Annotated in this window: 25 protein-coding genes; 12 read left to right on the top strand and 13 right to left on the bottom strand. The window is 64.6% G+C overall.

Annotation, left to right across the window (positions count from 1 at the left end):
- The first annotated feature begins 166 nt into the window (after positions 1 to 166).
- Together K1X15_RS20920 and K1X15_RS20915 are read left to right on the top strand one after the other, a co-directional pair.
- Positions 167 to 1,114 carry a LysR family transcriptional regulator gene (locus tag K1X15_RS20920; RefSeq protein ID WP_220305450.1) on the top strand — a complete coding sequence of 316 codons (948 nt, stop codon included), beginning with the start codon at positions 167 to 169 and terminating at the stop codon, positions 1,112 to 1,114.
- A 57-nt stretch (positions 1,115 to 1,171) separates the two neighbouring features.
- Positions 1,172 to 4,087, top strand: a complete 2,916-nt coding sequence (locus tag K1X15_RS20915) for an FAD-binding and (Fe-S)-binding domain-containing protein (protein WP_220305449.1) — start codon at positions 1,172 to 1,174, stop codon at positions 4,085 to 4,087.
- A gap of 190 nt (positions 4,088 to 4,277) precedes the next feature.
- On the opposite strand, the gene K1X15_RS20910 is transcribed toward K1X15_RS20915, so the two are convergent.
- The 3 genes from K1X15_RS20910 to K1X15_RS20900 all read right to left on the bottom strand — a co-directional run bounded on the left by K1X15_RS20910 (position 4,278) and on the right by K1X15_RS20900 (position 6,972).
- Positions 4,278 to 5,198: a hemolysin family protein gene (locus tag K1X15_RS20910; RefSeq protein WP_240549594.1), complete on the bottom strand. Its 921-nt coding sequence runs from the start codon at positions 5,196 to 5,198 to the stop codon at positions 4,278 to 4,280.
- A gap of 200 nt (positions 5,199 to 5,398) precedes the next feature.
- Positions 5,399 to 5,875, bottom strand: a complete 477-nt coding sequence (ybeY, locus tag K1X15_RS20905) for an rRNA maturation RNase YbeY (RefSeq protein ID WP_220305447.1) — start codon at positions 5,873 to 5,875, stop codon at positions 5,399 to 5,401.
- A 35-nt stretch (positions 5,876 to 5,910) separates the two neighbouring features.
- Positions 5,911 to 6,972 carry a PhoH family protein gene (locus tag K1X15_RS20900; RefSeq protein ID WP_240549593.1) on the bottom strand — a complete coding sequence of 354 codons (1,062 nt, stop codon included), beginning with the start codon at positions 6,970 to 6,972 and terminating at the stop codon, positions 5,911 to 5,913.
- Positions 6,973 to 7,221: 249 nt separating this feature from the next.
- Between K1X15_RS20900 and K1X15_RS20895 the strand changes: the two genes are divergently transcribed.
- On the top strand, positions 7,222 to 7,497 hold the full coding sequence (locus K1X15_RS20895; RefSeq protein ID WP_220305445.1) for a BrnT family toxin: 276 nt from the start codon (positions 7,222 to 7,224) through the stop codon (positions 7,495 to 7,497).
- The gene (locus K1X15_RS20890) at positions 7,466 to 7,744 is read left to right on the top strand and encodes a helix-turn-helix domain-containing protein (protein ID WP_220305444.1); all 279 of its coding nucleotides are present in this window, start codon (positions 7,466 to 7,468) and stop codon (positions 7,742 to 7,744) included. The genes K1X15_RS20895 and K1X15_RS20890 overlap by 32 nt, the downstream gene beginning before the upstream one ends.
- 41 nt (positions 7,745 to 7,785) lie before the next feature.
- Here the strand turns inward: K1X15_RS20890 and miaB are convergent, their stop codons facing one another.
- Positions 7,786 to 9,195, bottom strand: a complete 1,410-nt coding sequence (miaB, locus tag K1X15_RS20885) for a tRNA (N6-isopentenyl adenosine(37)-C2)-methylthiotransferase MiaB (protein ID WP_220305443.1) — start codon at positions 9,193 to 9,195, stop codon at positions 7,786 to 7,788.
- A 94-nt stretch (positions 9,196 to 9,289) separates the two neighbouring features.
- Between miaB and K1X15_RS20880 the strand changes: the two genes are divergently transcribed.
- The 7 genes from K1X15_RS20880 to K1X15_RS20850 all read left to right on the top strand — a co-directional run bounded on the left by K1X15_RS20880 (position 9,290) and on the right by K1X15_RS20850 (position 16,401).
- Complete coding sequence (locus tag K1X15_RS20880) at positions 9,290 to 9,484, top strand: hypothetical protein (RefSeq protein ID WP_220305442.1); 195 nt, start codon at positions 9,290 to 9,292, stop codon at positions 9,482 to 9,484.
- Between the two features lie 48 nt (positions 9,485 to 9,532).
- Entirely contained in the window at positions 9,533 to 11,239 is a 1,707-nt protein-coding gene (locus K1X15_RS20875) for a sensor histidine kinase (protein ID WP_220305441.1), read from the top strand.
- Between the two features lie 145 nt (positions 11,240 to 11,384).
- Positions 11,385 to 11,654, top strand: a complete 270-nt coding sequence (rpsO, locus tag K1X15_RS20870) for a 30S ribosomal protein S15 (protein ID WP_220305440.1) — start codon at positions 11,385 to 11,387, stop codon at positions 11,652 to 11,654.
- A gap of 314 nt (positions 11,655 to 11,968) precedes the next feature.
- Complete coding sequence (pnp, locus tag K1X15_RS20865; RefSeq protein WP_220305439.1) at positions 11,969 to 14,113, top strand: polyribonucleotide nucleotidyltransferase; 2,145 nt, start codon at positions 11,969 to 11,971, stop codon at positions 14,111 to 14,113.
- A gap of 126 nt (positions 14,114 to 14,239) precedes the next feature.
- Positions 14,240 to 14,821, top strand: coding sequence for a dihydrofolate reductase family protein (locus tag K1X15_RS20860; protein ID WP_220305438.1), 582 nt, complete (start codon positions 14,240 to 14,242; stop codon positions 14,819 to 14,821).
- A 191-nt stretch (positions 14,822 to 15,012) separates the two neighbouring features.
- Positions 15,013 to 15,705: a L,D-transpeptidase gene (locus tag K1X15_RS20855; RefSeq protein ID WP_420828384.1), complete on the top strand. Its 693-nt coding sequence runs from the start codon at positions 15,013 to 15,015 to the stop codon at positions 15,703 to 15,705.
- Between the two features lie 171 nt (positions 15,706 to 15,876).
- On the top strand, positions 15,877 to 16,401 hold the full coding sequence (locus K1X15_RS20850) for an AAA family ATPase (protein WP_220305437.1): 525 nt from the start codon (positions 15,877 to 15,879) through the stop codon (positions 16,399 to 16,401).
- Positions 16,402 to 16,573: 172 nt separating this feature from the next.
- Here K1X15_RS20850 and infB read toward each other — a convergent pair whose 3' ends face one another.
- The 5 genes from infB to K1X15_RS20825 form a co-directional block, all read right to left on the bottom strand.
- Positions 16,574 to 19,351 (bottom strand): translation initiation factor IF-2, encoded by a 2,778-nt coding sequence (gene infB, locus K1X15_RS20845; RefSeq protein ID WP_220305436.1) that lies wholly within the window; start codon positions 19,349 to 19,351, stop codon positions 16,574 to 16,576.
- Positions 19,352 to 19,356: 5 nt separating this feature from the next.
- Complete coding sequence (locus K1X15_RS20840; protein ID WP_276315284.1) at positions 19,357 to 20,046, bottom strand: RNA-binding protein; 690 nt, start codon at positions 20,044 to 20,046, stop codon at positions 19,357 to 19,359.
- 28 nt (positions 20,047 to 20,074) lie between these two features.
- On the bottom strand, positions 20,075 to 21,682 hold the full coding sequence (gene nusA / locus K1X15_RS20835) for a transcription termination factor NusA (RefSeq protein ID WP_220305434.1): 1,608 nt from the start codon (positions 21,680 to 21,682) through the stop codon (positions 20,075 to 20,077).
- Positions 21,683 to 22,309, bottom strand: a complete 627-nt coding sequence (rimP, locus tag K1X15_RS20830; RefSeq protein ID WP_220305433.1) for a ribosome maturation factor RimP — start codon at positions 22,307 to 22,309, stop codon at positions 21,683 to 21,685.
- Positions 22,310 to 22,422: 113 nt separating this feature from the next.
- A complete protein-coding gene (locus K1X15_RS20825) occupies positions 22,423 to 23,088 on the bottom strand; it encodes a ferredoxin reductase domain-containing protein (RefSeq protein ID WP_220305432.1) in 666 nt (221 codons plus the stop codon).
- A 243-nt stretch (positions 23,089 to 23,331) separates the two neighbouring features.
- Between K1X15_RS20825 and K1X15_RS20820 the strand changes: the two genes are divergently transcribed.
- Positions 23,332 to 23,595, top strand: a complete 264-nt coding sequence (locus K1X15_RS20820; RefSeq protein ID WP_220305431.1) for a PepSY domain-containing protein — start codon at positions 23,332 to 23,334, stop codon at positions 23,593 to 23,595.
- 58 nt (positions 23,596 to 23,653) lie between these two features.
- On the opposite strand, the gene K1X15_RS20815 is transcribed toward K1X15_RS20820, so the two are convergent.
- The 4 genes from K1X15_RS20815 to K1X15_RS20800 all read right to left on the bottom strand — a co-directional run bounded on the left by K1X15_RS20815 (position 23,654) and on the right by K1X15_RS20800 (position 25,400).
- Positions 23,654 to 24,010: a winged helix-turn-helix transcriptional regulator gene (locus K1X15_RS20815; protein ID WP_220305430.1), complete on the bottom strand. Its 357-nt coding sequence runs from the start codon at positions 24,008 to 24,010 to the stop codon at positions 23,654 to 23,656.
- 97 nt (positions 24,011 to 24,107) lie between these two features.
- Positions 24,108 to 24,818, bottom strand: a complete 711-nt coding sequence (trmB, locus tag K1X15_RS20810) for a tRNA (guanosine(46)-N7)-methyltransferase TrmB (protein ID WP_220305429.1) — start codon at positions 24,816 to 24,818, stop codon at positions 24,108 to 24,110.
- Positions 24,819 to 24,828: 10 nt separating this feature from the next.
- The gene (locus K1X15_RS20805; protein WP_220305428.1) at positions 24,829 to 25,158 is read right to left on the bottom strand and encodes a DUF5615 family PIN-like protein; all 330 of its coding nucleotides are present in this window, start codon (positions 25,156 to 25,158) and stop codon (positions 24,829 to 24,831) included.
- A complete protein-coding gene (locus K1X15_RS20800; protein ID WP_220305427.1) occupies positions 25,158 to 25,400 on the bottom strand; it encodes a DUF433 domain-containing protein in 243 nt (80 codons plus the stop codon). The genes K1X15_RS20805 and K1X15_RS20800 overlap by 1 nt, the downstream gene beginning before the upstream one ends.
- Positions 25,401 to 25,422: the final 22 nt, after the last annotated feature.

Raw genomic sequence — 25,422 nt, 5'->3', positions numbered from 1 at the left:
GAGCCTGGTGGAACCGTGGGGAAATTGGGGGCTGGCCAGCGTGACCTGGCGGATGCCGTCTCCTCTCTCATAATCAGACTGGCGCAAAAATGACGATTGGAAAACTACGAAATTTCGGAGACATTATAGAAAATTTCTATAGGCAAAGTTCCGGAGGATCCGCGTCATGGACAAGCTACTGACCCAATTCCTGGCCGTTGCCGATGCCGGCTCGCTGAGCGGGGCGGCCACTGCGCTGTTCGTCACCCAGCCGACGCTGAGCTTCAACATGAACAAACTCGAACAGAGCGTGGGGGCGCCGCTGTTCGAGCGCTCGTCACGCGGCATGCAGCTGACCCGCTATGGCGAAACGCTCTACGAGAACGCCCGGCTGATGCAGCGGCTCTACGATAATACGCTCAACGCCATCGCCGCCCAGAAGCGCGGCACCGAGCGGGGCATCTCCATCGGCTCGGGCTATTCGTGGTGGACCATGTTCCTGCGCGACATGGTCATCCAATATCAGCGCGAATTCCCCAAGGCGCCGGTGCAGATCAGCCTTGGCAACCAATTGCGGCTGATGGACCAGATGCTTTCGGGCGACATTTCCATGTTCCTGGCCCATGAGATCGACGGGCTGAGCGGCGCCATCGGCACCGATTTCGTCCCCCTCACCCGGGTCTACAATGCCTTTTTCGTGCGCGAGGACCATCCGCTGCTCGGCCGCGCCCACAGCCTTGCCGAGATCGACAGCTACCCGATCGTCATCAGCTCGCTGGCCGAGAGCCGGCATGAGCGGTTTTTCGATCCGGCGCGGCGGCGCGCGCGGGTGGAAACCGTGTTCGACCGGACCAGCGTCGCCTTCCGCACCAATTCGCTGGCGGCCTGCGTGGACTATGCGCTGGCCACCGATGCGGTGCTGGTGCACACCCATGTGATGCGCGACGATTTCCGCCGGCGAGGGTTGTTCGAGGTCGAACAGCGCGACGAGCCGCGGCGGGCAGTGACCGGCATCTATGTGCTCAAGGAAAGGCGGGGCGAAGAGCGGGTAGAGGAACTGATCGGACGCATCACGGTGGCCTGCCAGGCGGTGCTGCCGGCCTGGCGGCAGGCTGAATTTGCCACGGCGGATTGAATAGAATCAGGCCTTATTCCGCTCCCATTCCATTTGCTAACATGTTAGCAAATGGACATGCAGCAAGCCTCTTTTTCGTCCCTACAGCCCCATGCTCCCACACCGGACCGTCTCGCCGCCGGCGAACGCGTTGCCGCCCGTCTCAAGGGCCAGGTGCGGGGCGCCATCCACACCGATCCGCTGATGACCTATGCCTGGAGCGGGGATGCCAGCTCCTACCGGCTGATCCCGGCGGTGGTGGTGTTCGTCAATTCCGAGGACGATGTGCGTGCCGTGTTCAAGGCGGCGCGGGCCGAGGGCCTGCCGGTGACCTTCCGGGCCGCCGGCACCTCGCTATCGGGCCAGGCGGTGACCGATGGCGTGCTGGCAGTGCTGGGCGATGGCTGGCGCAGGCTCGACATTCACCCGGGCGCCGACCAGATCACGCTGGGGCCGGCGATCATCGTGGCCGAGGCCAACAGGGCGCTGAAACCCTTTGACCGGAAGATCGGGCCCGATCCGGCCAGCCAGGCCACCTGCAAGATCGGCGGGGTGGTCAACAATAATTCATCGGGCATGTGCTGCGGGGTGGCGCAGAACACCTATCACACCATGGCGCGATTGCGCCTGGTGCTGACCGATGGCACGGCGCTGGACAGCGGCAATGCGGCCAGCCGCGACGCCTTCCGCGTGACCCATGCCGGCATGCTCGAGGCCCTGCACCAGCTGCATCACGAGGTGATGGACGACGCCGAGCTGGTGGCGCTGATCCGCAAGAAATACCGGATCAAGAATACGGTGGGCTATTCGCTCAATGCGCTGGTCGATTATCACGACCCGCTCGACATCCTGATCCACCTGATGGTCGGCTCGGAGGGGACGCTCGGCTTCGTCTCCGAGGTGACCTACAACACGGTGCCCGAGCACCCGTTCAAGGCGACGGGGCTCATCCCCTTCCCCGATCCGCAATCGGCGGGCCGGGCCATTATCGAAATGGCCAATGGCGGGGTGCAGGTGACCACCGGCATCACGGCGGCCGAATATATCGAGCGGCGGGCGCTGGCGACGGTCGAGCACCTGCCGCCCATGGCCCCGCTATTGCCCTGGCTGACCGAGACGTCGCCCGCCGTGCTCATCGACGTCACCGCGCCAGACGAGGCGACGCTGCTGGCCGAGATCGCCAAGACCGAAGAGCTGCTCAGGCGCCATGGGGCCACCCATATCGACCTCAGCCGCGACGAACATCGCAGCCATGCGCTTTGGGACATCCGCAAGGGCTTCTTCACCTCGGGCGGCGCCGCCCGGCCCAAGGGCACATCGATGCTGACCGAGGACGTCGCCGCGCCGATCGAGCGGCTGGCCGAGTTCGTGGTCGACATGCGCAACCTGCTCGACGCCCATGGCTATGAAGACGCGATCATTTTCGGGCATGCGCTGGCGGGCAATCTGCACTTCCAGATGAGCGACAATTTTGCCGAGGACGGGGCGGCCGAAAAATTCGACCGCTTCAACCAGGAGCTCTCGGAACTGGTCTCGGTGCGCTATGGCGGTTCGCTAAAGGCCGAGCACGGCACCGGCCGGGCCATTGCCGCCTTTGTCGAGGCGGAATGGGGCGCCAAGGCCTATGCGCTGATGCACCGGATCAAGGCCATCTTCGACCCCGAAAAGCTGCTCAATCCGGGCGTGCTGCTCAATGACGACCCCAAGATCCACGTCAAGAATCTCAAGGTCATGCCGCTTTCGGACGAGCTGGTGGACCTTTGCATCGAATGCGGGTTCTGCGAGCCGGCCTGCCCCAGCCACCACATGACGCTGACGCCGCGCCAGCGCATTGCCGTGACCCGCGAGCGGGCCCGGTTGCGCGCGACAGGCGAGGATCCGGCGCGGCTGGCCCGCTTCGAGGCCGATTTCCAATATGCCGGCATGGATACCTGCGCGGCGTGCAACCTCTGTTCCCTCAGATGCCCGGTGGGCATCGAGACCGGCACCATGATCATGGGCGAGCGCGCGAAGCGGCGCGGATCGACGGCCCATTCGGTGGCGCGGTTCGCGGCCGATCATCGCGGCGCGGTGGAAACGATGATGCGCGGCGGGGTGGCGCTGGCCGATGCGGCGCGTACGATCATCCCCGCGCCGGCGGTTGAAGCGATGACCGAGACGGCGCGTCGCCTGACAGGAAAGCGCGTGCCGCGGGTGTCGCGCGCGCTGCATCACGGCCCCGGCGCGGTCAAGGCCCGCGACAACCGGCAGGATCCGCGAAAGAGCGGCTTTCCGGTGCCCATTGCCCAGAGCGGGCGGTCCGGCATTGTCTATTTCCCGGCCTGCCCGAGCCGCATGTTCGGCGCGCCGAAAACCAGCCACGGCCTGCTCGATACGCCGGCAGCCATGATCGCCCTGCTCGAACGGGCCGGCTATGAGGTGATCGTGCCGGAGCACCTCAACGGCCAGTGCTGCGGGCAGCCCTTTCAATCGAAGGGGTTTCCGGAGCAGGCGGCCGAAGTGGGCGGGGCGCTGAAGTCCGACCTGTCAGCGCTCTCCGATGCCGGACGGTTGCCGGTGGTGACCGATGCTTCGACCTGTGCCAAGCATCTGAAGGAATTTCCCGGCGATGCGGTGGTGGCGGATTCAGCGCAGTTCCTGGCCGAGCATGTGCTGCCCAGGCTGACCATCACGCAGAGGCTGCAATCGGTGGCGGTGCATCACAATTGCTCGGCGCAGCGCCTGTTCGAGCAACCCATGACCGAAGCCATTGCCGCGGCCTGCGCCGAGACGGTTGCGGTGCTGTCCTCGATCACCTGTTGCGGCTATGCGGGCGACAAGGGGCTGTTCGTGCCCGAGCTCAACGCCCATGCCACGCGGCGGGTGGGCAGGGATGTGCCGCCGGGATGCGAACTGGGGGTCTCGACCGTCTCCACCTGCGCCTCGGGGCTGACCGAGCATGCCGGGGTGCCGTTCGTCAGCCTCGCAAGCCTGCTCGAATGGGCGAGCCGGTAGACTAGTCCCACCCTTGCGGACAGTCCGGCACCCCCACCCTTGATCCCTCCCCACAGGGGGGAGGGAGACGATGAACACGGACACGACGGCCCTGCGCCTCCCTCCCCTTGATGGGGAGGGAATGAGGGTGGGGTGACGGGCAGGTGCCAGCGCTCAAGGCGGGCGCTCGGCACTATTTTGGTCGGCCGCGCTATTCCGCCGCCAGTTTTTCCCCGAGGGAGCGCTGGTCGGTGATGGCCAGCGGTTCGATGGCAACGATCTGGTCGCGCTTGCGGTGGATGCGGAGCCGTTTGACGCGGCGACTGTCGGCGGCCAGCACTTCGAACTCGAAACCCTTGATGCCGTTGATCCGCTCGCCGCGCTTGGGCACGTGGCCAGCCAGGTCGAAGACCAGGCCACCAATGGTATCGACATCCTCGGCATGTTCGCCGGGGTCGAAATCCGGCCCGATCATGGCCTGGACGTCCTCGAGCTCGGCGCGTGCATTGGCGACAAAGACATCCTCGCCGACCTTGCGGATCAGCGCCGCCTCGGTCACGTCGTGTTCGTCCTCGATCTCGCCGACAACGGCTTCGAGCAGATCCTCGATGGTGACCAGCCCGTCGGTGCCGCCATATTCATCGACCACGATGGCCATGTGGGTGCGGCTGGCGCGCATGGATTGCAGGAGGTCTGCCGCCGGCATGAAGGTGGGCACGAACATGGCCGTGCGCATGATGCCGAGCTTGCCGATCTTCTGCCTCAGGGCCGTCGAGAGCAGTTTGACCGGCACGTCCTTTTCGGGGTCGGTCACCGGCTCGGTGATCTTTTGCAGCGCGTCCTTGATGTGGATGAAGCCCACGATGTTGTCGAGGCCATCCTCATAGACCGGCAGGCGCGAGTGCCCGACCTGGCGGAAGCGGGCCAGAAGCGTGCCCAGATTGATGTCGGAGGGCACGGCTTGGATGTCGGAACGCTCGACCATGACGTCGTCGATCGACACCTTGGAGAGCTTGAGCACATTCTGCAGGATCAGCCGCTCGCTTTCCGAGAAGTCGGCGGTTTCGGGGCTCCGGCTATCGTCCAGCGCCACCTGCAGATCATCGCGCAGGGAAACCGTGGTCCGGGCCATCAGGCTCCGGATGCGGTTCCACAGGCTCGGCCCCCGCGTTGCAGCGGAGGCGGGACTAGAGGGAGGCTCGGGGTTTTCGGCCACCCGGGGGGCACTTGTGTCGCTATCGTTCATTCATCTCGTGCCGCGCAGCTTGCGGCTTCTGTCTTTCCCATGAGACCGGAAATGCCCCAAGTGATGTGGGGGTTCCTGGCAGAAACTCAATCGGCATAGGGGTCATCAATCCCCAATCCTGCCAGTATCTGGGTTTCCAGCCCCTCCATTTGAAGGGCCTCGGCCTCATCGAGATGATCATACCCCAAAATGTGGAGAAATCCATGCACCATAAGGTGGGTGAAATGATCCTCGAGGCTCTTGCCCAGCTCGGCGGCCTCGCGCTCGAGCGTTTCACGCGCCAGGGTGATATCGCCCAGAAGGCCGATGACCGGATCGAAAGGCTCGATCTGGGGAAAGCTCAACACATTGGTCGAACTGTCTTTTCCGCGCCATTGCGCATTGAGTTCGCGCTGTTCGGCATCATCGGTCAGCAGCACCGAAATCTCGGCGGCGCCCTTGATCTTCGGCTTGGCGCCCGCCAAGGCCGCCAGCACGGCCTTTTCGGCCAGGGCGTCGAAATGATCGGGCCAGCCCTCCGCATTGCGGATGACGGCGATTTCCAGGGGCGGGGCTACCGGCATGGCGTGTTCTTCACCTCTTGAAGCTGAGCGCGGGCTCAGCTTCGCGGTGCAATGCCCAGTGTACGCGCCAGCCCTTCCTTGTCGCCGTCCTTCTGAGCCAGACGTCGTGCAGTGTCTGCCTCATAGGCCCGAACGATGCGGCCGACAAGCGCATGGCGCACCACGTCCTTGTCGCCGAAGCGGGACACATGGACCCCCTCGACCCCATCGAGCAGGCTGACGGCCTCGACCAGGCCCGATTTCTCGCCGCGCGGCAGGTCGACCTGGGTCGGGTCGCCGGTGACGATCATCTTGGAGTTCTCGCCCAGGCGGGTGAGGAACATTTTCATCTGCATGGAGGTGGTGTTCTGCGCCTCGTCGAGGATGACCACCGCATTGGAGAGGGTCCGGCCGCGCATGAAGGCGAGCGGCGCCACTTCGATAATGCCCGAGGTGATGCAGCGCTCGACATTTTCGGGCTTCATCATGTCGTAAAGCGCGTCATAGAGCGGCCGCAGATAGGGGTCGACCTTTTCCTTCATGTCGCCGGGAAGGAACCCCAGGCGCTCGCCGGCCTCGACGGCGGGCCGCGAAAGGATGATGCGGTTGATGTCGCCGCGCTCCAGCAGGCTCGCGGCATGGGCCACGGCCAGATAGGTCTTGCCGGTACCGGCCGGGCCGGTGCCGAAGACCAGCTCGCTCCGCTCCATGGCCCGCATATAGGCGTCCTGCGCCGGGGTGCGGGCGACAATGGTGGATTTGCGGGTGGCGATCTGGGCCATGCGCACCTTGCCCTTGCGCTCGAGCGTTGGGAGGGTGAGCTGGCTGTCCTCGGTCTCGATCATGCGGATGACCGCATCGACATCGGCAATGTCGATGGCGCGGCCCTCTTCGAGGCCGGCATAGAGCGATTCCAGCACCCGGCGCGCCTGATCGACCTTGGATGCCGCACCCTTGAGCAACACATGATTGCCGCGCGGCGTGGCGCTGACGGCAAGGCGCTGTTCGATGAGGGCGAGGTTCTGGTCGAAATCGCCATAAAGCTGGGCAGCCAGGCGATTGTCTTCAAAGGCGAGTTCGAGTTGCGATGCGAGGGCGTTATCGGCGGTGGGTGGCAAGTGCCTGCTCAAACTTTCTCGGCTCCCGAATGGGGCGCCGCGGAGCGCGTCGCCCTGACCACAACGAGGCTAGGCTGATTTGGGTTCGTTGTCTGTAGCAATATTGTGACGCTTGCCGCCGTCGCCAAGGGCGCAAATCGCTCCAGTGGAGCGATTTGAGGCGGCAAGGCCATGAGAGCTAAGCTCGAATGGCGGGCGAGTGATCGCATCGCGATTGCGGTTTATACGGAAATCCCGTATATATGAACGATGACGTCTGACAGGTTCGACCCCACCAAGGACGCGATCAACCTTGCCAAGCATGGGGTGTCACTGGCCTTTGGCGATCGAATTTTCGAGGACGAAAGCCACATGATTATGCCCTCGATCCGCGAAATAGACGGCGAAGAGCGGTTCAAGGTGGTGGGCCTGGTTGGCGGCAAGTTGTTTACCGGGGTCTTTGTCTGGAGAGTCGACCTGCCCCGCTTCATGTCGGTGCGAAGGAGCAACAGGAATGAAGAACGAAACTATAGTGCTGCCGGCTGATCCCAACGATCCCGAGGACTTCGACGTCACGGCCCAGGGATTAGAGCGTGGCCAGCGCGCCCGCCTGATCCGCAAGACGCGGACCGATCTGGGTCTGTCCCAGACTGAATTTGCCACCCGCTTCCGCGTGCCAGTTGGCACCTTGCGGGACTGGGAACAGGCGCGGGTCACGGCGCCTGATTTTGCCGTGGCCTATGTGAAGGTGATCGGGCGGCATCCTGAAATGGTGGCGCAGGCGGTGGCCTAGAGTACGGCGCTCGAAGCGTTGTTGATTGCTCCAGATTCCTGCTAAGCCGCCACGGCCTGCTTCAGCCGCCCGACCAGCGAATTGGTGCTGGTGCCGACAATCTCCACCTCATGGATGGCGCCGATGAGGTCGGGCGAACCATCCAGATGCACGGCCTGGAGATAGGGCGAGCGGCCACCGACCTGGCCCGGCATGCGGCCCTCGCGCTCGATCAGCACCGGCAGCGTCTTGCCCACGCAGGAGGCGTGGAAGTCGGCGGTCTGCTGGTTGACCAATTCCTGCAGGCGATAGAGGCGCTCGGTCTTGACCTCTTCGGCGATCTGGTCGGTGAGATTGGCGCCCGGCGTGCCGGGGCGGGCGGAATACTTGAAGGAATAGGCCGAGGCATAGCCGGTTTCGCGGATGATGCTCAGCGTATCCTCAAAATCCTGGTCGGTCTCGCCGGGGAAGCCGACGATGAAATCGCCCGACAGCGCCATGTCGGGGCGCGCGGTCTTGATGCGCTCGATCAGCGCAAGATATTCGGCGGCCGTATGCTTGCGGTTCATGGCCTTCAGAATCCGGTCCGAACCGGACTGCACCGGCAGGTGCAGATAGGGCATGAGCAGAGGCAGGTCGCGATGGGCGGCGATCAGCGCGTCATCCATGTCACGCGGATGGCTGGTGGTGTAGCGCAGGCGTTCGAGGCCTGGGATTTCGGCGAGGAGGAAAGCCAGTTCCCCCAGCCCCACATCGCGGCCGGCAGCGTCGATGCCGTGATAGGCGTTGACGTTCTGGCCGAGCAGGGTGATTTCCTTCACCCCAGCCTCGACAAGGCCCCGCGCTTCAGCCAGAACCTGGGCTACCGGACGGCTGACCTCGGCGCCACGGGTATAGGGCACCACGCAGAAGGAACAGAACTTGTCGCAGCCTTCCTGCACGGTGAGAAAAGCGGTCAGACCACGCTTGATGGTCACTTCCTTCTTCGCCGCCGGCAGATGCTCGAACTTGTCTTCCTCGGGGAAGTCGGTGTCGATCACGGCGCGCTTGAGCGCGGGATGCATGTGCCGGTTGGCCTCGGCCTTTTCCAGCATGTCGGGCAGGCGATGATAGGCCTGCGGCCCGAAGACCAGGTCGACCACCGGCGCGCGGCGCGCAATTTCCTCGCCTTCGGCCTGGGCGACGCAGCCGGCTACGCCGATCATCATGTCGCCGCCCGAAGCGCGCTTTTCGCCCTGCAATTCCTTGAGCCTTCCGAGCTCGGAAAACACCTTTTCGCTGGCCTTTTCACGGATATGGCAGGTGTTGAGCAGCACCAGGTCCGCCTCGCCGATTTCCTGCGTCGGCATATAGCCGTGCGGCGCCAGCGCGTCGGCCATGCGATCGCTGTCATAGACGTTCATCTGACAGCCATAGGTCTTGATGAAGACGCGTTTGGGCGCAGTCTGGGGCACGGTTTCGGTCTTGGTCATGTCGGGCTGTTTACCAGAGCCTGCAGACGGATTCCATGCCCCTGCAACCCGCTTGCCTCTCGTGTGTTGTACAAGTTCACAGGATGGCAAGCCCATGAGCAAAAAGCACAGCAATTCGGACGATGCAGCGGCACTGCGCAACGGGCGCAAGCCCGGCCCCAAGGATTCACCCGTCCAGGTCCGCAATTCAGGGCCGGACAGCATGAAGGACAAGCCCGACAACTGGGACGAAACCGACGAAGCGGTGGACGAAAGCTTCCCGGCCAGCGATTCCAGCGCCAAGTATTGAGTATAAGGCCGCAGTTGACGCAGCGGCCCAGAAGGAAAGCTGGGGCAAATGGTGGAGTCTGATGTCCCGAGGGGGGCACAAGCACCGCTGCGGCGCGGCAGGCCCATTGCGGTCTATCTGATCGCGCTGGTGCTCGTCATTCTCATTCCCGCGCTGATCGCGGCATTGGTGCTGCTCAACAGCACCAGTGCGGCCCAGCAAAAGGTGCTGGCGGCCCTGACCAATACGACAGTGCAGGCCATGGGCCACTCCGTCGATCGGGAAATCGCCGGCATGGCCACCACCTTGAGGGTGCTGTCCACGAGCCAGTCGCTGCTGGATGGCGATCTCGCTTCGTTTCACGACCGCGCCCTCAGCGCGCTGGCGGGAACCGGATCCTATCTGATTGCGGTAGACGAGACTTACACGCAATTGCTCAACACCCGCGTGGCATTCGGCACGCCGCTGGACGTCAGCTCGGATGCCGAGACGGCGGCGCGCGCCCTGGAGCGGGGCGTGGCGACCATTTCACCCCTGTTCTTCGGTCAGGTCGCGCAGGCCTATGTGTTCAATGTCTGGCTTCCGGTGAGCGATGCCGGCCGGGTCAAGCTGGTCACCATGACGCAGAACGCGCGCAATCTGGTGCCATCGCTGCAATCGCGGCAATTGCCGGAGGGCTGGCACGCCGCGCTCGTGGACAGCCACAACGCCATCATCGCCGCAACCAGCGACGCGGCCCTCGACATCGGCGACATCCTGCCGATCCGGCAGGCAAGCACGGATGTGCCGGGCGATGTGTGGGTTGAGGAAGAACTCAATAGGGAGCCGGTGGTGACGGCCGAATGGCGCTCGGGCTATACCGGCTGGCGCATCATCGCCTGGGCCTCGGCGGCCCAGGTGCAGAAGCCCTTGCAGGAATCGGTGGTCAAGCTGGGGGTCTGGGGCCTGGTAATCGCGCTGCTCGCCTCCGCAGTCGCGGCCATGATCGCCAGGCGCATCGGCGGCTCGGTCAAGGGCCTGCAGATGGATGCAATCCGGCTCGGGCGCGGCGAAGCGGTCTATCCCCGAAGCTATCCGATCGCGGAAATCGCGGAAGTCTCGCGGGCTCTCGCCGAAGCCTCCGAGCAAAGGCAGATTGCCGACCGCGACATCCGGTTCCTGATGCGCGAACTGGCCCATCGCTCGAAGAACCAGATGGCGGTGATTGCTGCCATGGCCAAGCAGACGGCGCGGGGCGCCACCGATATTTCCAGCTATGTCTCGGCGCTGGAGCGCCGCATCATGGGGCTGGCGCGCTCCACGGACCTGCTGCTGGCCCATGGCCGCGCCGGCGTCATGCTGGGCGAGCTGGTCAACCAGCAACTCGCGCCCTTCCGCCCGCCCGAAGCCGATCGCGTGACCATTTCGGGGCCGGATCTGCGCGTCAACCCGCAAGGGGCGCAGATCCTGGGCATGGCGCTGCATGAACTGGCCACCAATGCCACCCGCTATGGCGCCTTTGCCGAGGCCGAAGGACGGCTCGAGCTCCGCTGGCAGGCCGGGCCGGAGGCGCTGTCCATGCGCTGGCGCGAGCATCTGGGCCGGCCCCTGGTGGTGGGCGAGCGCTCGGGCTTCGGCACCATCGTGCTGCGCACCATGGTGGGCGGCGCGCTGGGCGCCCAGGTCGACCGGGTGACCCATGAGGACGGGGTGGAATGGCTGTTCGAGGTGCCGCTCTCGGCGCTCGATCCGGATTTTGCCGCGGCCCGTCCGGACGAGCCGGCCTCCAGCCAATAAATTCTGGCATTTCGCCCTCGATTGCCCTATAGCAGCGCCAGCCGGTTTCCGGGCCCTGTGCCTCGAGCCTGCCTTTACACGGCCCCACCTGGACGACATCCCGGCTGGGGCGGCCAACATCCTCAATTTCGAAAGGATATGCCCGATGTCGATTACTGCGGAACGCAAGACCCAGCTCATCAAGGAATACGCCACCACGGCCAATGATACCGGTTCGCCGGAGGTCCAGGTTGCGATCCTGTCCGAGCGCATTGCCAACCTCACCGAGCACTTCAAGGGCCACAACAAGGATAACCATTCCCGCCGTGGCCTGCTGAAGCTGGTTTCGACCCGTCGGTCGCTGCTCGACTACCTCAAGAAGGTGGACGAGAACCGCTACAAGACGCTGATCGAAAAGCTCGGTCTGCGTCGCTAAGGCGAGACGTTTCCGGCGCGGGAGGCAAGCCTTCCGCGCCGGTTGCCCTTTATGGGCCCGCCGGTCCCGAGGACCGGTGCCATAGGCCGGCGCCGCCGGGGCATGGCAGGATTATCGGCCTCTTCCGCCGCTGGAGAGGCTCATTGTCTTGTCCATGTTCTGTCTGTGCCAGACATGAACCCGTGCCTGATTTTGAGCCCGGCGCGCACATAGGGTGCGTTTGCCGAGTGCGGGCACACCGGAAACGTTCGTGGGGCGTTAGCCTAAGCCCCGCGTTCCCGCGCTTCCGGCAGAATGGAAAGACGAAACAAGAAATGTCGATCAAGTTTGATCACCATAAGGTCGAGCTCAACTGGGGCGGCCAGCCCCTGACGCTCGAGACCGGCAAGATGGCCCGCCAGGCCGATGGCGCCGTGCTCGCCACCCTGGGCGAAACCGTCGTGCTCGCCACCGTTGTCAGCGCCAAGTCGCCCAAGCCGGGCCAGGACTTCTTCCCGCTGACCGTCAACTACCAGGAAAAATACTTCGCCGCCGGCAAGATCCCGGGCGGCTATTTCAAGCGCGAAGGCCGTCCGACCGAAAACGAGACGCTGACCAGCCGCCTGATCGACCGTCCGATCCGTCCGCTCTTCCCCGATGGCTACAAGAACGAGACCCAGGTCATCGTCACCGTTCTCCAGCATGACATGGAGAACAATCCGGACGTCCTCGCCATGGTCGCCGCCTCGGCTGCGCTGACCATTTCGGGCGTGCCCTTCATGGGCCCGATCGGCGCCGCCCGCGTGGGCTATGTCGATGGCGAATACGTGCTCAACCTGCCGGTCGACCGCCGCGCCGACAGCAAGCTCGACCTCGTCATGGCCGGCACGCAGGACGCCGTGCTGATGGTGGAATCGGAAGCCAAGGAGCTGTCCGAAGAGGTGATGCTGGGCGCCGTGATGTTCGGTCACAAGGCTTCGGCCCAGGTGATCGAGGCCATCATCAAGCTGGCCGAGCTGGCCGCCAAGGAACCGCGCGACTTCACCGCCCCGGACTATTCCGAGCTCGAAAAGGAAGTCCTCGCCATTGCCGAGGCCGACCTGCGCGCTGCCTACAAGCTGACCGACAAGGCCGCCCGCTACGCTGCCGTCGACGCTACCAATGCCAAGGTCAAGGAAGCCTACGCTGCCAAGATCGAAGCCGGCGAAGTCTCCAAGGAAGACCTGGGCGAGGTGGTACACAACCTCCAGGCCAAGATCGTGCGCTGGAACATCCTGGACACCGGCAGCCGCATCGACGGCCGTGATCTCAAGACCGTCCGCCCGATCCTGGCCGAAGTCGGCGTCCTGCCGCGCACCCATGGTTCGGCTGTGTTCACCCGCGGCGAGACCCAGGCGCTGGTGGTGGCCACCCTCGGTACCGCCGAAGACGAGCAGTTCATCGACTCGCTGGAAGGCACCAAGAAGGAAAACTTCCTGCTGCATTACAACTTCCCGCCCTATTCGGTGGGTGAAGCGGGCCGCATGGGTTCGCCCGGCCGCCGTGAAATCGGCCATGGCAAGCTCGCCTGGCGCGCCATCAACCCGATCCGTCCTTCGATGGAAGAGTTCCCCTACACGATCCGCGTGGTCTCCGAGATCACCGAATCCAATGGCTCGAGCTCGATGGCAACCGTCTGCGGCACTTCGCTGGCGCTGATGGATGCCGGCGTGCCGATGAAGAAGCCGGTGGCCGGTATCGCCATGGGCCTGATCCTGGAAGGCGAGAAGTTCGCCGTTCTTTCGGACATCCTGGGTGACGAAGATCACCTCGGTGACATGGACTTCAAGGTGGCCGGTACGGAAGAGGGCGTGACCTCGCTCCAGATGGACATCAAGATCGCCGGTATCACCGAAGAGATCATGAAGCAGGCCCTGGCCCAGGCCAAGGACGGCCGCATCCACATTCTGGGTGAAATGGCCAAGGCGCTGTCGGCCTCGCGTGGCGAAGTGGGCGAGTTCGCCCCGCGCATCGAGACCCTCAAGATCCCGACCGACAAGATCCGCGAAGTGATCGGCACCGGCGGCAAGGTCATCCGCGAAATCGTGGAAAAGACCGGCGCCAAGGTGAACATCGAGGATGACGGCACCGTCAAGGTCTCGTCCTCGGACGGCTCGCAGATCGAAGCCGCCATCAAGTGGATCCGCTCGATCACCGACGAGCCGGAAGTCAACGCGATCTATCAGGGCACCGTGGTCAAGACCGCCGATTTCGGCGCCTTCGTCAACTTCTTCGGCGCCAAGGATGGCCTCGTGCACATCAGCCAGCTGGCAGACCAGCGCGTTGCCAAGACCACCGACGTGGTCAAGGAAGGCGACAAGGTCTGGGTCAAGCTGCTCGGCTTTGACGAGCGCGGCAAGGTCCGCCTGTCGATGAAGGTCGTCGACCAGGAGACCGGCAAGGAGATTGCCCGGGAAGCCAAGGACGACGCGGCCGAGTAAGGCGCCGTCTTCCCCGCAAAGAACTGCAGAGGCCCGGAGCGATCCGGGCCTCTTTTTTGCGCGCCCTGTCGAACTGGCCGCCGGTGTTCCGTCATCTGATAAGAACATCGGACGCGGAGGACTGGCATGGCACGGATCATATGGGACGTCTCCATGTCGCTGGATGGGTTCACGACCGGTCCCAATGTGCGCCCTGAGGCCCCCATGGGTGACGGGGGCGAGGCCCTCCATAGCTGGATGGCCGGCGAGGGACCCGGTGGCGCCACGGACCGGGCAGTTCTGGACGCGGTGAACGCCGATCTCGGCGCCACGATCATTGGCCGGCACACCTTCGACCTGGCCCTCACCATCTGGGGCGGCACGCCCTGGGCCGGCATTGACTGTTTCGTCATCACCAACCGCCCCCGCGCCGCGCTGGCAGGCGACAATGGCGGCACGTTCTTTTTCGGGGCGCTTGAGCAGGCTGCGGGAGGCGCCAGGGACATGGCGGGCGAGGACAATATCAATATCCTGGGCGCCAGCGTTGCCCGGCAATTGCTGCGCGCCGGACAGGTCGACCTCATCAGGCTGCACATCGTGCCGATCCTGCTCGGGGGCGGCACGCCGGCATTTGCCGGAGAGCGGGTTAAGCTGGTGCCAGAAGGCCCCCCGGCAAGCGGGTCGGTCATCCATCAGCTGCTGCGGGTCGAGAACGCAAAGGCGCGCTGAGGCGGCTTCGAAGACCCGAGGACCGGCGTCGCCGGTCCCCGGGGCGTTGCCAAACCGCAACACCTGTCCGCGCATCACATTGCGGCGAGGAACCGCCCCATTCAGGCCACGTTAAGGCCACGAAACGTTACTCAATGGCGTGACGCAAATTGGCGTCTGCCCGTCTCCCCGTTTGCCAGAGGTTGTTGCCTGTGATTTCCCGCCGCCTGTTCCTGCTCGGCCTTTCGGCCACCGCGCTTTCGGCCTGTTCCACCACCCGCCAGCCCGTGGTGCAGGAACCCATGATCGATCCCTATTACCAGCGGATGTATGGTCCGGTCACGGGCGAGCCCTATATGGTGGCCGCCATGGATCTGCGGCGCGTCGATCCCAAATGGTGGCGCCAGGAAGTGCCCTATTTCACCTCCGAGCGGCCCGGCACGCTGGTGGTCGATACCCCGGCGCACTATCTCTACCTCGTCATGGAGAACAACCGTGCCCTGCGCTACGGCATCGGCGTGGGCAAGGACGAGGCGCTGGTGTTCCGCGGCAATGCCACGATCGGCCGCAAGGCGACCTGGCCGCGCTGGACCCCGACCCGCTCGATGATCGAGCGCGAGCCGGACCGCTACGGCCCCTATGCCGATGGCATGGAGCCCGGCCCGCAAAATCCGCTTGGTCCTCGGGCGCTCTATCTCTACAAGGATGGTCGCGATACGCTGTTCCGAATCCATGGCACCACCGAGCCCTATACGATCGGCACCAATGTGTCCTCGGGCTGCATTCGCCTGATGAACCAGGACATTATCGATCTCTATGCCCGCGTGCCTGTGGGCACGCGCGTGACGGTGATCAATGCCGCGCCGGGTCTCGTGGCCACGCCGGGCTTTGCTCCCGCGGCCTGATCGCAATGCCGGGCAGGCCCCTGCCCGGGTAACAGATTCACGAATTGCTGGCGGCGGACCCCCACCGTAGTCACCCGCTTCCAGCAACACCAAGGCCCGCTTCGCAAGAGGCGGGCCTTTTGTTTGCCAAATTGAGCGCCAAGACTGCGGCAGAGACGCGCAGGGGGAGGCATGTTCATTCTACTCAACGGGTCCTTCGGGGTCGGCAAGACGACCACGGCCAGATTGCTCGCGCGGCAGCTGAGGGATGCGGCCATTTCCGATCCGGAACAGGTGGGCTATGTGCTGCGGCGCCTGCCGGCCTGGATGCTGGGTCTCAGGCAACAGCTCGGCGACTATCAGGATATGGCGCTGTGGCGCCGCCTGATCGTCACCCAGGCCCGGCTGGCGCATCTGCGCGCCGAAACGGTCATCGTGCCCATGGCCTTTACCAATCTTGCCTATCTCAGGGCCTTTGCCGCGGCGCTTGAGGAGACCGCACCGGTCCGGCGCATCTGCCTGGTCGCGCCGCTGGAAGTGGTGCGGGCGCGGCTGGGGGAGCGGGTCGCGCGGGAAGGCCGGGCGCTCAACGAATTCGAGTGGCGGCGGTCAGCCGAATGCGTTTCCGCCCATGCCGATCCGGCTTTCGGCGAACAAGTGGACGCGACGGGATCGCCGGAGACTGTCCTGGCGCGGATCGGTCGGCTGGTCGGCTGAGCCCGGATATGGATCTGAGCCCGGACCGCCGCCGCAGTCTGTGGCCATGCCCCTCCCTCGGTCGTTGTCCATAATGGTGGACAGGAGCGGAAAGTCCGGGCGTTGCATTGTTCGAAACAAAAAGGGCGCGACCTGCGCCGCGCCCTCTTCAATTTTCTGACTGGCGAAAGCCTTACAGCGAGCGCTGCACGGTCTCGACGCGGAAGCATTCGATGACGTCGCCGGCGCGGATGTCTTCGTAATTCTCGAAGGCCATGCCGCATTCCTGGCCGACGGCCACTTCCTTGACTTCGTCCTTGAAGCGCTTGAGCGTCTTGAGCTTGCCTTCGTGGATGACCACGTCGTCGCGCAGCAGGCGCACGCCGGCACCGCGTTCCACGATGCCTTCGGTGACCTGACAGCCGGCAACCTTGCCCACCTTGGTGATCTGGAAGACTTCCAGGATCTTGGCGTAGCCGATGAAGGTTTCGCGGCGTTCCGGCGCGAGCAGGCCCGACATGGCGCTCTTCACGTCATCCACGAGGTCGTAGATGATGTTGTAGTAGCGGATTTCGATGCCGTCGCGGGTGGCCAGGTCCTGCGCCTGCTTGTTGGCGCGGACATTGAAGCCGATGATGATGGCGTTCGAAGCCGAGGCCAGGGTGACATCGCTTTCGGTGATGCCGCCCACGCCGCTCATCAGGATCTGGGCCGAAACCTCGTCGGTCGAGAGCTTGTTGAGCGAAGCCACGATGGCTTCCACCGAACCCTGCACGTCGCCCTTGATGACCAGCGGGAACTTGGAGATGCCCGAGGCCTTGAGCTGGTTCATCATCTGCTCGAGGCTGGTGGCACCGCCGCCAGCGGTCTTTTCGCGGATGGCGCGCTGACGATATTCGGTCACTTCGCGGGCACGGGCTTCGCTTTCGACGACCGAGAAGCGGTCGCCGGCGCTCGGCACGCCCGAAAAGCCCAGCACTTCCACCGGCACGGAGGGGCCGGCTTCCTTGACCTGGTCGCCCTGGTCGTTGATCAGCGCGCGGACGCGGGCCATTTCGGTCCCGGCCACCACGATGTCGCCGACCTTGAGCGTCCCGCGCTGTACCAGCACGGTGGCCACGGCGCCGCGGCCCTTGTCGAGCTTGGCTTCGATGACGAGGCCCTCGGCGCGGCCGTCATGGGGCGCCTTGAGCTCGAGCACTTCGGCCTGCAGCAGGATGGTTTCGAGCAGCTTGTCCAGACCCGCCTGGGTCTTGGCCGACACTTCCACGTCCAAGACGTCGCCGCCCATGGATTCCACGAAGACTTCGTGCTGCAGCAGTTCGGTGCGGACGCGCTGCGGATTGGCTTCCGGCTTATCCATCTTGTTGATGGCCACGATGATCGGAACACCGGCCGCCTTGGCATGCTTGATGGATTCGATGGTCTGCGGCATGACGCCGTCATCGGCCGCCACCACCAGAACCGCGATATCGGTCGCCTGGGCGCCGCGGGCACGCATGGCGGTGAACGCCTCGTGGCCCGGGGTGTCGAGGAAGGTGATCTTGTTGCCGTTCTTTTCGACCTGATAGGCGCCGATATGCTGGGTGATGCCGCCGGCTTCGCCACTGACGACATTGGCTTCGCGGATGGCGTCGAGCAGGCTGGTCTTGCCGTGGTCGACGTGACCCATGATGGTCACGACCGGGGCGCGGTTGGCCAGGTCCTCTGCCTTGTCGTCGGACGGCAGGTCGAACAGGCCCTCTTCCACGTCGGATTCGGACACGCGCTTGACCGTATGGCCCAGTTCGGTGGCGATCAGCTCGGCGGTGTCGGCATCGATCACGTCGGTGATCTTGGCCATTTCGCCCTGCTGCATCAGCATCTTGATGACGGTTACCGAGCGCTCGGCCATGCGGTTGGCCAGTTCGCCCACCGTGATGACTTCGGGAATGATCACTTCGCGGCTCAGCTTGGGCGCATCCTGCTGGTTGCGGCCCATCTTCTTGTCGCGACGACGGCGCATGGCGGCCAGCGAGGGACCCCGATCGCGATCGTTCTCGGTGGTGGCGCTGGCAACGGTCAGGCGACCGCGGGAAGAGCCGTCATCGGCACGGCGCGTGGGGCGCTCGGGCTGGGCGCGCGAGGCGCGGCGGGCATTTTCCAGTTCCGCCTCGGTGGTCGGGCGATGCTGGGGCGCGCCGGTCCGGATCTTGCGGCCATCGGCTTCGCTGGGCGGGGCCGGCGGCACATTGCCGATCGGGGCCATGCCCGAACCAGGACGACGGTCACCCGTGGGACGACCGGCCGTACCGGCCGGGCGACGCTCGCCGGCCGGGCGGGCGCCGGCGGGGCCGCGTTCGCCATCGGGGCGACCCGTGGGCCGTTCGGTCCGCTGCGGACGCGGCGGCTGGCCGGGACGACCGGCCACGGTGCGCACGGTCGAGGGGCCGGGATTGCGCTGGCTGGCGGGCACGAATTCCTCGCGCTGAGCCGGTGCAGGCGACTGCTCGGGCTCGGCCTGGGGCGCGGCGGCCTGTTCGGCCTGGCGGGCCTCCTCGGCCCTGCGGCGTTCTTCCTCGGCGCGGGCGGCTTCCTCGCGGATCTGCCGGCGGCGATTGTCATCCTCGATGCGGCGCGCTTCCTCGGCAGCGAAGCGCTCCTTGTCCTCGGCCTGGCGGGCACCGGCCAGAGCCAGCGCCTGGCGGCGGGCCTCGGCTTCGGCCGCGCTCAGCCCCAGGGGCGCGCGGTTCTGCTGCTGCATCGGGCGTCCCTGCGGACGGCCACCCTGTGCACCCGGGCGGCCGCTACCGGCCGGCGCGGTGCCGGCGGGCTTGGGCACGATGCGGGTGCGTTTTTCCACGACCACGGTCGAGCGCGAAGGCCCGCGCGACATCCCGCCGGGGCGATTGCCCAGCCCGGCGCCACCCTTGAGGGTCAGAGTCTTCTTGGCGCCAGTGTCGTCGGAACGCTTGTCGTCGTTATCAGCCATACTTCCTATCGTCTTTCGTCCTGTTCCGCGGGCAAAAGCACACCGGACGCCGCGGAGCGGTCGGTGTGGTCTTGCATCGCTGGGGCGGTGTATCGGGCCAGTCTTCTGGCCTTCTCCACCGCCGATTGGGCAGCTGCCCCGGTCGTCAGGGCTGCATGTATCACATTTTCCAGCCCAAGTGCCAAACCCATTTGCGCACTTGAGAGCAATTCGAAATGCGGCACGTCCGGACCGGTTATCCCGGCCTCGCGGCGCGCATGGTTGAGGGCCTTGAGAGTCCCCAGCATCTTGTTGCGGCCGTCCTCGGCCGCATCGGTCGCCGTGAGCAGGGCCAGCGCCTGGCCGGACTGCAGGACGGTCTTGACCTTGGTGGCGCCGGTGACGAACTGGCCGGCCTTGCGGGCCATGCCCAGCGCCGAAAGCAGGCGCTGTTCCAGCCGCAGCCGGGTCAGGTCCGCCAGGTCGGGCGGCACGGTCACCGGCGCCTTGAGGCTGCGCGCAAACGCCTTTTTCTTCACCGCCTCGGCCACCGCCTCGTGGCTGAGCGAAATCCACACGCCCCGCCCTTCGGCACGCGCATCGACATCGGGCACGATAGACCCATCGGGCCCAAGCACGAAACGCACCAGCGCCTCGACCGGCTTTTCGAGCCGGGTCAAGGCACAGGTTCTAACCATGTCCGCGCTCCGGGCCATAAGCCGGTGCTCCCGAAAGGGGCGGTCCTTAGACCGCCGCCTCCTCGGAATAGCCCTCGCCATCGCCGTCATCGCCGGCGGGCAGGTCCTCGGCACTGATCCAGCCGGCCCGGATGCGGGCCTGCATGATCATGTCCTCGGCTTCCTCGCGGCTCACGGGGAAGTCCTTGAAGGTGCCGTCAAAGCGCTTGGTCTCACCATCCTTGCGTTCGGTCCAGCCGACCAGATCATCGGCGGCACAGCCGGCGAAATCCTCGACCGTCTTGATATCTTCCTTGCCCAGCGCCACCAGCATGGCGGCATTGAGGCCGGCGATCTCGTAGAGCTCGTCCTCGACGCCGAGCGCCTTGCGCTCTTCGTCGAACTTGGCGTCGATCTCGGCCAGGTATTCAGCGGCGCGGTTCTGGATTTCGGCCGCGGTTTCCTCGTCGAACCCTTCGATCGAGGCAATTTCGTTGGGTTCGATATAGGCCAGTTCCTCGACCGAGGAGAAGCCTTCGGAAGCCAGTAGTTGGGCAACCATCTCGTCAACGTCAAGGGCCTGCATGAACAGGGTCGAGCGTTCGGTGAATTCCTTCTGGCGCCGTTCGCTCTCTTCCTGCTCGGTCAGGATGTCGATATCCCAGCCGATGAGCTGGCTGGCGAGGCGCACATTCTGGCCACGGCGGCCGATGGCGAGCGAAAGCTGCTCGTCGGGCACCACGACCTCGATGCGCTCGGCCTGCTCGTCGAGAACCACCTTGGCGACGTCGGCCGGCTGCAGCGCCGAAACCACGAGGTCGGCAATGCTGTCGGTCCAGGGGATGATGTCGATCTTTTCGCCCTGCAGCTCGGCCACCACGGCCTGCACACGGCTGCCGCGCATACCCACGCAGGCGCCGACCGGATCGATCGAACTGTCATTGCTGGTCACGGCAATCTTGGCGCGCGAGCCCGGATCGCGGGCGATCGAGCGGATGGTGATCACGCCATCGTAGATTTCCGGCACTTCCTGCATGAACAGCTTGGCCATGAACTGCGGATGGGTGCGCGAGAGGAAGATCTGCGGGCCGCGCTGCTCGCGGCGCACGTCGTAGATATAGGCGCGGACGCGGTCGCCATAGCGGAACATTTCGCGCGGGATCAATTCATCGCGACGGATGATGGCTTCGCCACGCCCCAGGTCGACGATCACATTGCCGTATTCGACGCGCTTGACGGTGCCGTTGACGATCTCGCCGACGCGGCCGGAATATTCCTCGAACATGCGATCGCGCTCGGCGTCACGCACCTTCTGGACGATGACCTGCTTGGCCGACTGGGCGGCGATGCGGCCAAATTCCATGGGCGGCAGGGGCTCGGTGAGGAAGTCGCCGACCTTGGCGGTCGGGTTCTTGACCTGGGCGAGCTTGAGATTGACCTGGCGGGAGGGTTCCTCGACCTCGTCGACGATCTCGAGCAGGCGCCACATGCGGGTTTCGCCCGAGCGCGGATTGATCTCGACCTTGATCTCGGTCTCGGCGCCATAGCGGCCCTTGGCGGCCTTTTCCATGGCGTCCTGCATCGCCTCGATCACGACCATGCGGTCGATATTCTTTTCGCGGGCGACGGAATCGGCGATCTGCAACAGCTCGAGGCGGTTCGCGCTAACGGCCATTTATTTGGTCTCCTCGGAGATCGTTTCGTCATTGTCGGCGTCGGCATATTCGACCGTTTCGGTCTCGTCGTCGTCGATGGGATGCAGCTCCTGGTCGGCGCGCGCCATATCCATGAGCTTGTCGGTCATGACCAGCTTGGCTTCGGCGATATCGGCGAAGGCGAGCTTGTGGTCGGGGTCGGTGCCGCCGGGGGCGTCGGGCAGGTGGATGGTCACGCCCTGGTCGTCGACGGCGGCAATGTCGCCGCGGAAGCGCTTGCGGCCATTGATCATGTCGGAAAGCTCGACCTTGGCCTCGTGGCCGATGAAGCGCTCATAGTCGCGCTTGCGCACCAAGGGGCGGTCGATGCCGGGGGAGGACACTTCCAGGTGGTATTCGCGGTCGATCGGGTCCTCGACGTCCAGCACCGGGGAGAGGTCCTTGGAAAGGGTCTCGCAGTCGGTGATGGTGAAGCGCCCGTTCTCGTCCTCGGCCATGATCTGCAGGGTGCAGCCGTTTTCCGGAGTGATCTTGATGCGCACCAGGGAATAGCCCAGATCGTTGGCCACCGGCTCGACAATACGGGCGATGCGGGCTTCCAGGCCCGTTTCCTTGATGTAGCGCTTTTCGGTCAGGTCGAAAGCCATGAAGGTCCAGATAACAAAAAGAGCGGGGGCCGGTCAGGGCACCCACCCTCGTAAGAGAGCAATGATGTTGGCCCTCCTATAGACCCGCGAACCGTGAAAGGCAAGGGAGGGGACTATTTCTCCCAGGTGACGTTCGCCACGTCTGCCCCTGCCTCATCGAGCAGGCCGCGCAGGTCCTTGACCATGGGGTCCGGCCCGCAAAGGTAGAAGTTCTGCTTGAGGTCCTCGACATGCCGCGCAAGGAAGCCCCTGTCGATCCGCTCCTGGAGCAGCGATGACTTGGGGTCGTCGGTCAGCGTCCAGAGCACCTCCAGCCCCTCCATGGCCTCGAACTCGTCGCGCAGGATGATGTCCTTTTCGGTGCGGTTGGAGACGATCAGGCGGTTGCCGGAGATCTTTCCGGTGGCATTGAGGTGCCTGAGGATGGCGATGAAGGGGGTGACCCCGGCCCCGCCGGCAATGAAGGTCCCCGGACCCCGGTACTGGATGGTGCCCCACACATCGCGCAGGATCAGCCGGTCGCCGGCGCCAAGCGACCAGAGTTCGTTGGTGACGCCATTGTGGTCGAAATAGCTCTTGATGGTGAACTCGAGCGTTTCGGCATCGGGCAGGCAGGTGAAGGTGAACGGACGCTTCTTGTCCTGCCAGCCCTCCCGGTCGATGCTGACCTCGGTCGCCTGGCCGGGGGTGAACGAATAGCCACGGGGGCGCTCGACCCGGTAGTGGCGGACATTGTGGGTGACGGGGATGGTGTCGAGAATAGTGACGCTGGTCTGCATGTCGGCGCTCCTTTTCCAGCATCAACCGCCGGGCCCGCCACAGGGTTGCAGGGACCGGTCATCGGGGTGTGCGCTGGTTTCCCGGAAGAAACCGGGTTTCCTTCAAAGCCCTTGATTTCCCTGGACAAACCGTCGGTGGTCGAACCCGGGTTTCAAGGGCAAAAATCTGCAATTCGCCCGCTTGCAGGGTCGAAGGCGGGTGATCATTTCCGGTTCGTTCAAACCAGAAAGGATCATCCTCCCATGATCAAGAACACTGTTATCGCTTTCGCCACCGCCGCCGTTCTCGCCGGTTCCGCCCTGCCTGCCATGGCCAGCTCGCTGACCGCGACCACCGATTCCGACTTCGATGCGGACTACGTGCTGACGCAGGTCCAGGCCAAGGGCATCAATGCCGATTCCGTCGAGGAATGGGGCGACTATATCGTGGCCCAGGTCACCACCGAAGACGGCAAGCAGGCCGTGGTCTTCCTGCAGCCCACCACGCTCGAAGTGGTCAATCTCTGATCGACCCCAAGCCCGGCGCCGCCCCCAAGGCGGCGCCCGAACCGCGGCCTGGCGGCGTTCAGCCGGTCGTGGCGTCGAACAGCCGCCGTGCCTCTTCCACCGCCTGGCGATTGCGCAGGGCAAAATGCTGGAACTGCTCGGCCAGCACCAGAAGCTCCCGCCCCAGATCGGTGAGGTCGTAGTCCACCCGCGGCGGAATGGTGGCATAGGCGGTGCGGGTGACGAAACCGTCGCGCTCCAGCTCCCTCAGGGTCTGGCTCAGGGATTTCTGCGGCACGCCGCCCATATTGCGGCGCAACTCGTTGAACCGCATCGTGCCAGCGCGCAATTGCACAATCACCACCAGGGTCCACTTGCTCGGCCGCAGGACCAGCAGGTCGGCATCGGCCTCGGCGGCAGACAGGGCGTTTGGCATGAGACGGCTCCGGGACGCTTAAGCACCCGATATGGGGCATTGCGCGCCAAGGTCCAGAGACGAGACCGGCAAAAGTTTTTTCAGAGTGACCGCGAGGTTACGCGCCGCGCCGGGTGAAGCTGAAATAGAAACTGATCAACCGGCCCTCGCGCCGCGCCTTCTGCTCGTAGCGGGTCGGCTGCCAGCCGGGATAGGGTTGATGCCAGCTGCCCGGGGCCTCCGGCTCGAAGCTGAAACGCGGTTCGCGCACGATATGCGCCAGGGTCCAGTTGGCATAATCCTCGATATCGGTGGCGAAATGGAACTGCCCGCCGGGCCGGATCACCCGCGCCAATTGATCGAGCGTGGTCGGCGAAACGAAACGCCGCTTGTGGTGCCGCGTCTTGGGCCATGGATCGGGATAGAGCAGATAGACCGCGTCAACCGAGGCCTCGGGCAAGGCCATCAGCAGTTTCAGCGCATCATCGGTATAGAGCCGGACATTGGTGAGCCCCCGCGCCTCGATCGCCTGCACCATCTTGCCGATGCCGCCGGTAAAGACCTCGCAGCCGACAAAGCCGGTCTCCGGCTCCTCCGCGGCCTTGCGCGCCAGATGCTCGCCGCCGCCATAGCCGATCTCGATGACGATTTTCCGTGCATCGGGAAAGAGCGCCTTGGGGTCCAGCCTCTCGGGCAGGACGATCTCGACCTGCGGCAACAATTCGGCCACCTGCGCCTTCTGCCCACCATGCAGCTTCTTGCCCGAACGGCGGCCGAAAAAGGCGCGCGGTTCGCCGGTGCGGGTCTTGGGGAGTTCGTGGTCGGTCAACTACATGGTCCTAGCGGATTTCGACGATGCGGGCCTTGCGGCGCACCGCCGATACAACGTCATCCCAGGCTAGGTCCACCCTCAAGAGCAGTTCAGGCTTTTTGAGATTGGGGAGACGCACCTGCACCAGAGTGTGGTCAAGCAGGCCGCGATCGACCAAAGCGACAAAGTCCGCATCCTTGCTGACCACGCAGCATCCAAGCACATTGGCGAGGCGGGCAATCTCAACGTCCGCGGCCTGCGGATCAAGGTGCTCGAAGATATGCGTTGCCGGACAGCCTTTGGCCGATAGATGGGCGGCCAAGTGTGTGGGGAGTTGGGCATCAATCAAGAAGCGCACTATTCAGCGGCCTGAATGGCGGCACTTTCAGCGCTGTGAGCCGCATAAAGCAGTGCGGCCTTGATGTCGTCGTGAGTGAGCCACGGCAGAGATTCGACAATCTCGTCAGCGGTATCGCCAGCCGCCAGAGCCTCAAGAATATGAGACACACCCACGCGAGTTCCGTCCACGCGCGGGCGTCCACCCAGAATTCCGGGCGTCTGCACGATCCGCTTGAGCAGCAGCATGTCTTCTTCGGTCATGGCGAAACCTCCGGGCGGCATC

The organism is Devosia salina (assembly GCF_019504385.1).
Lineage (GTDB): Bacteria > Pseudomonadota > Alphaproteobacteria > Rhizobiales > Devosiaceae > Devosia > Devosia salina.
The sequence above is the reverse complement of the archived record's forward strand: the minus strand, read 5'-3'. Positions and strand labels throughout refer to the sequence as shown.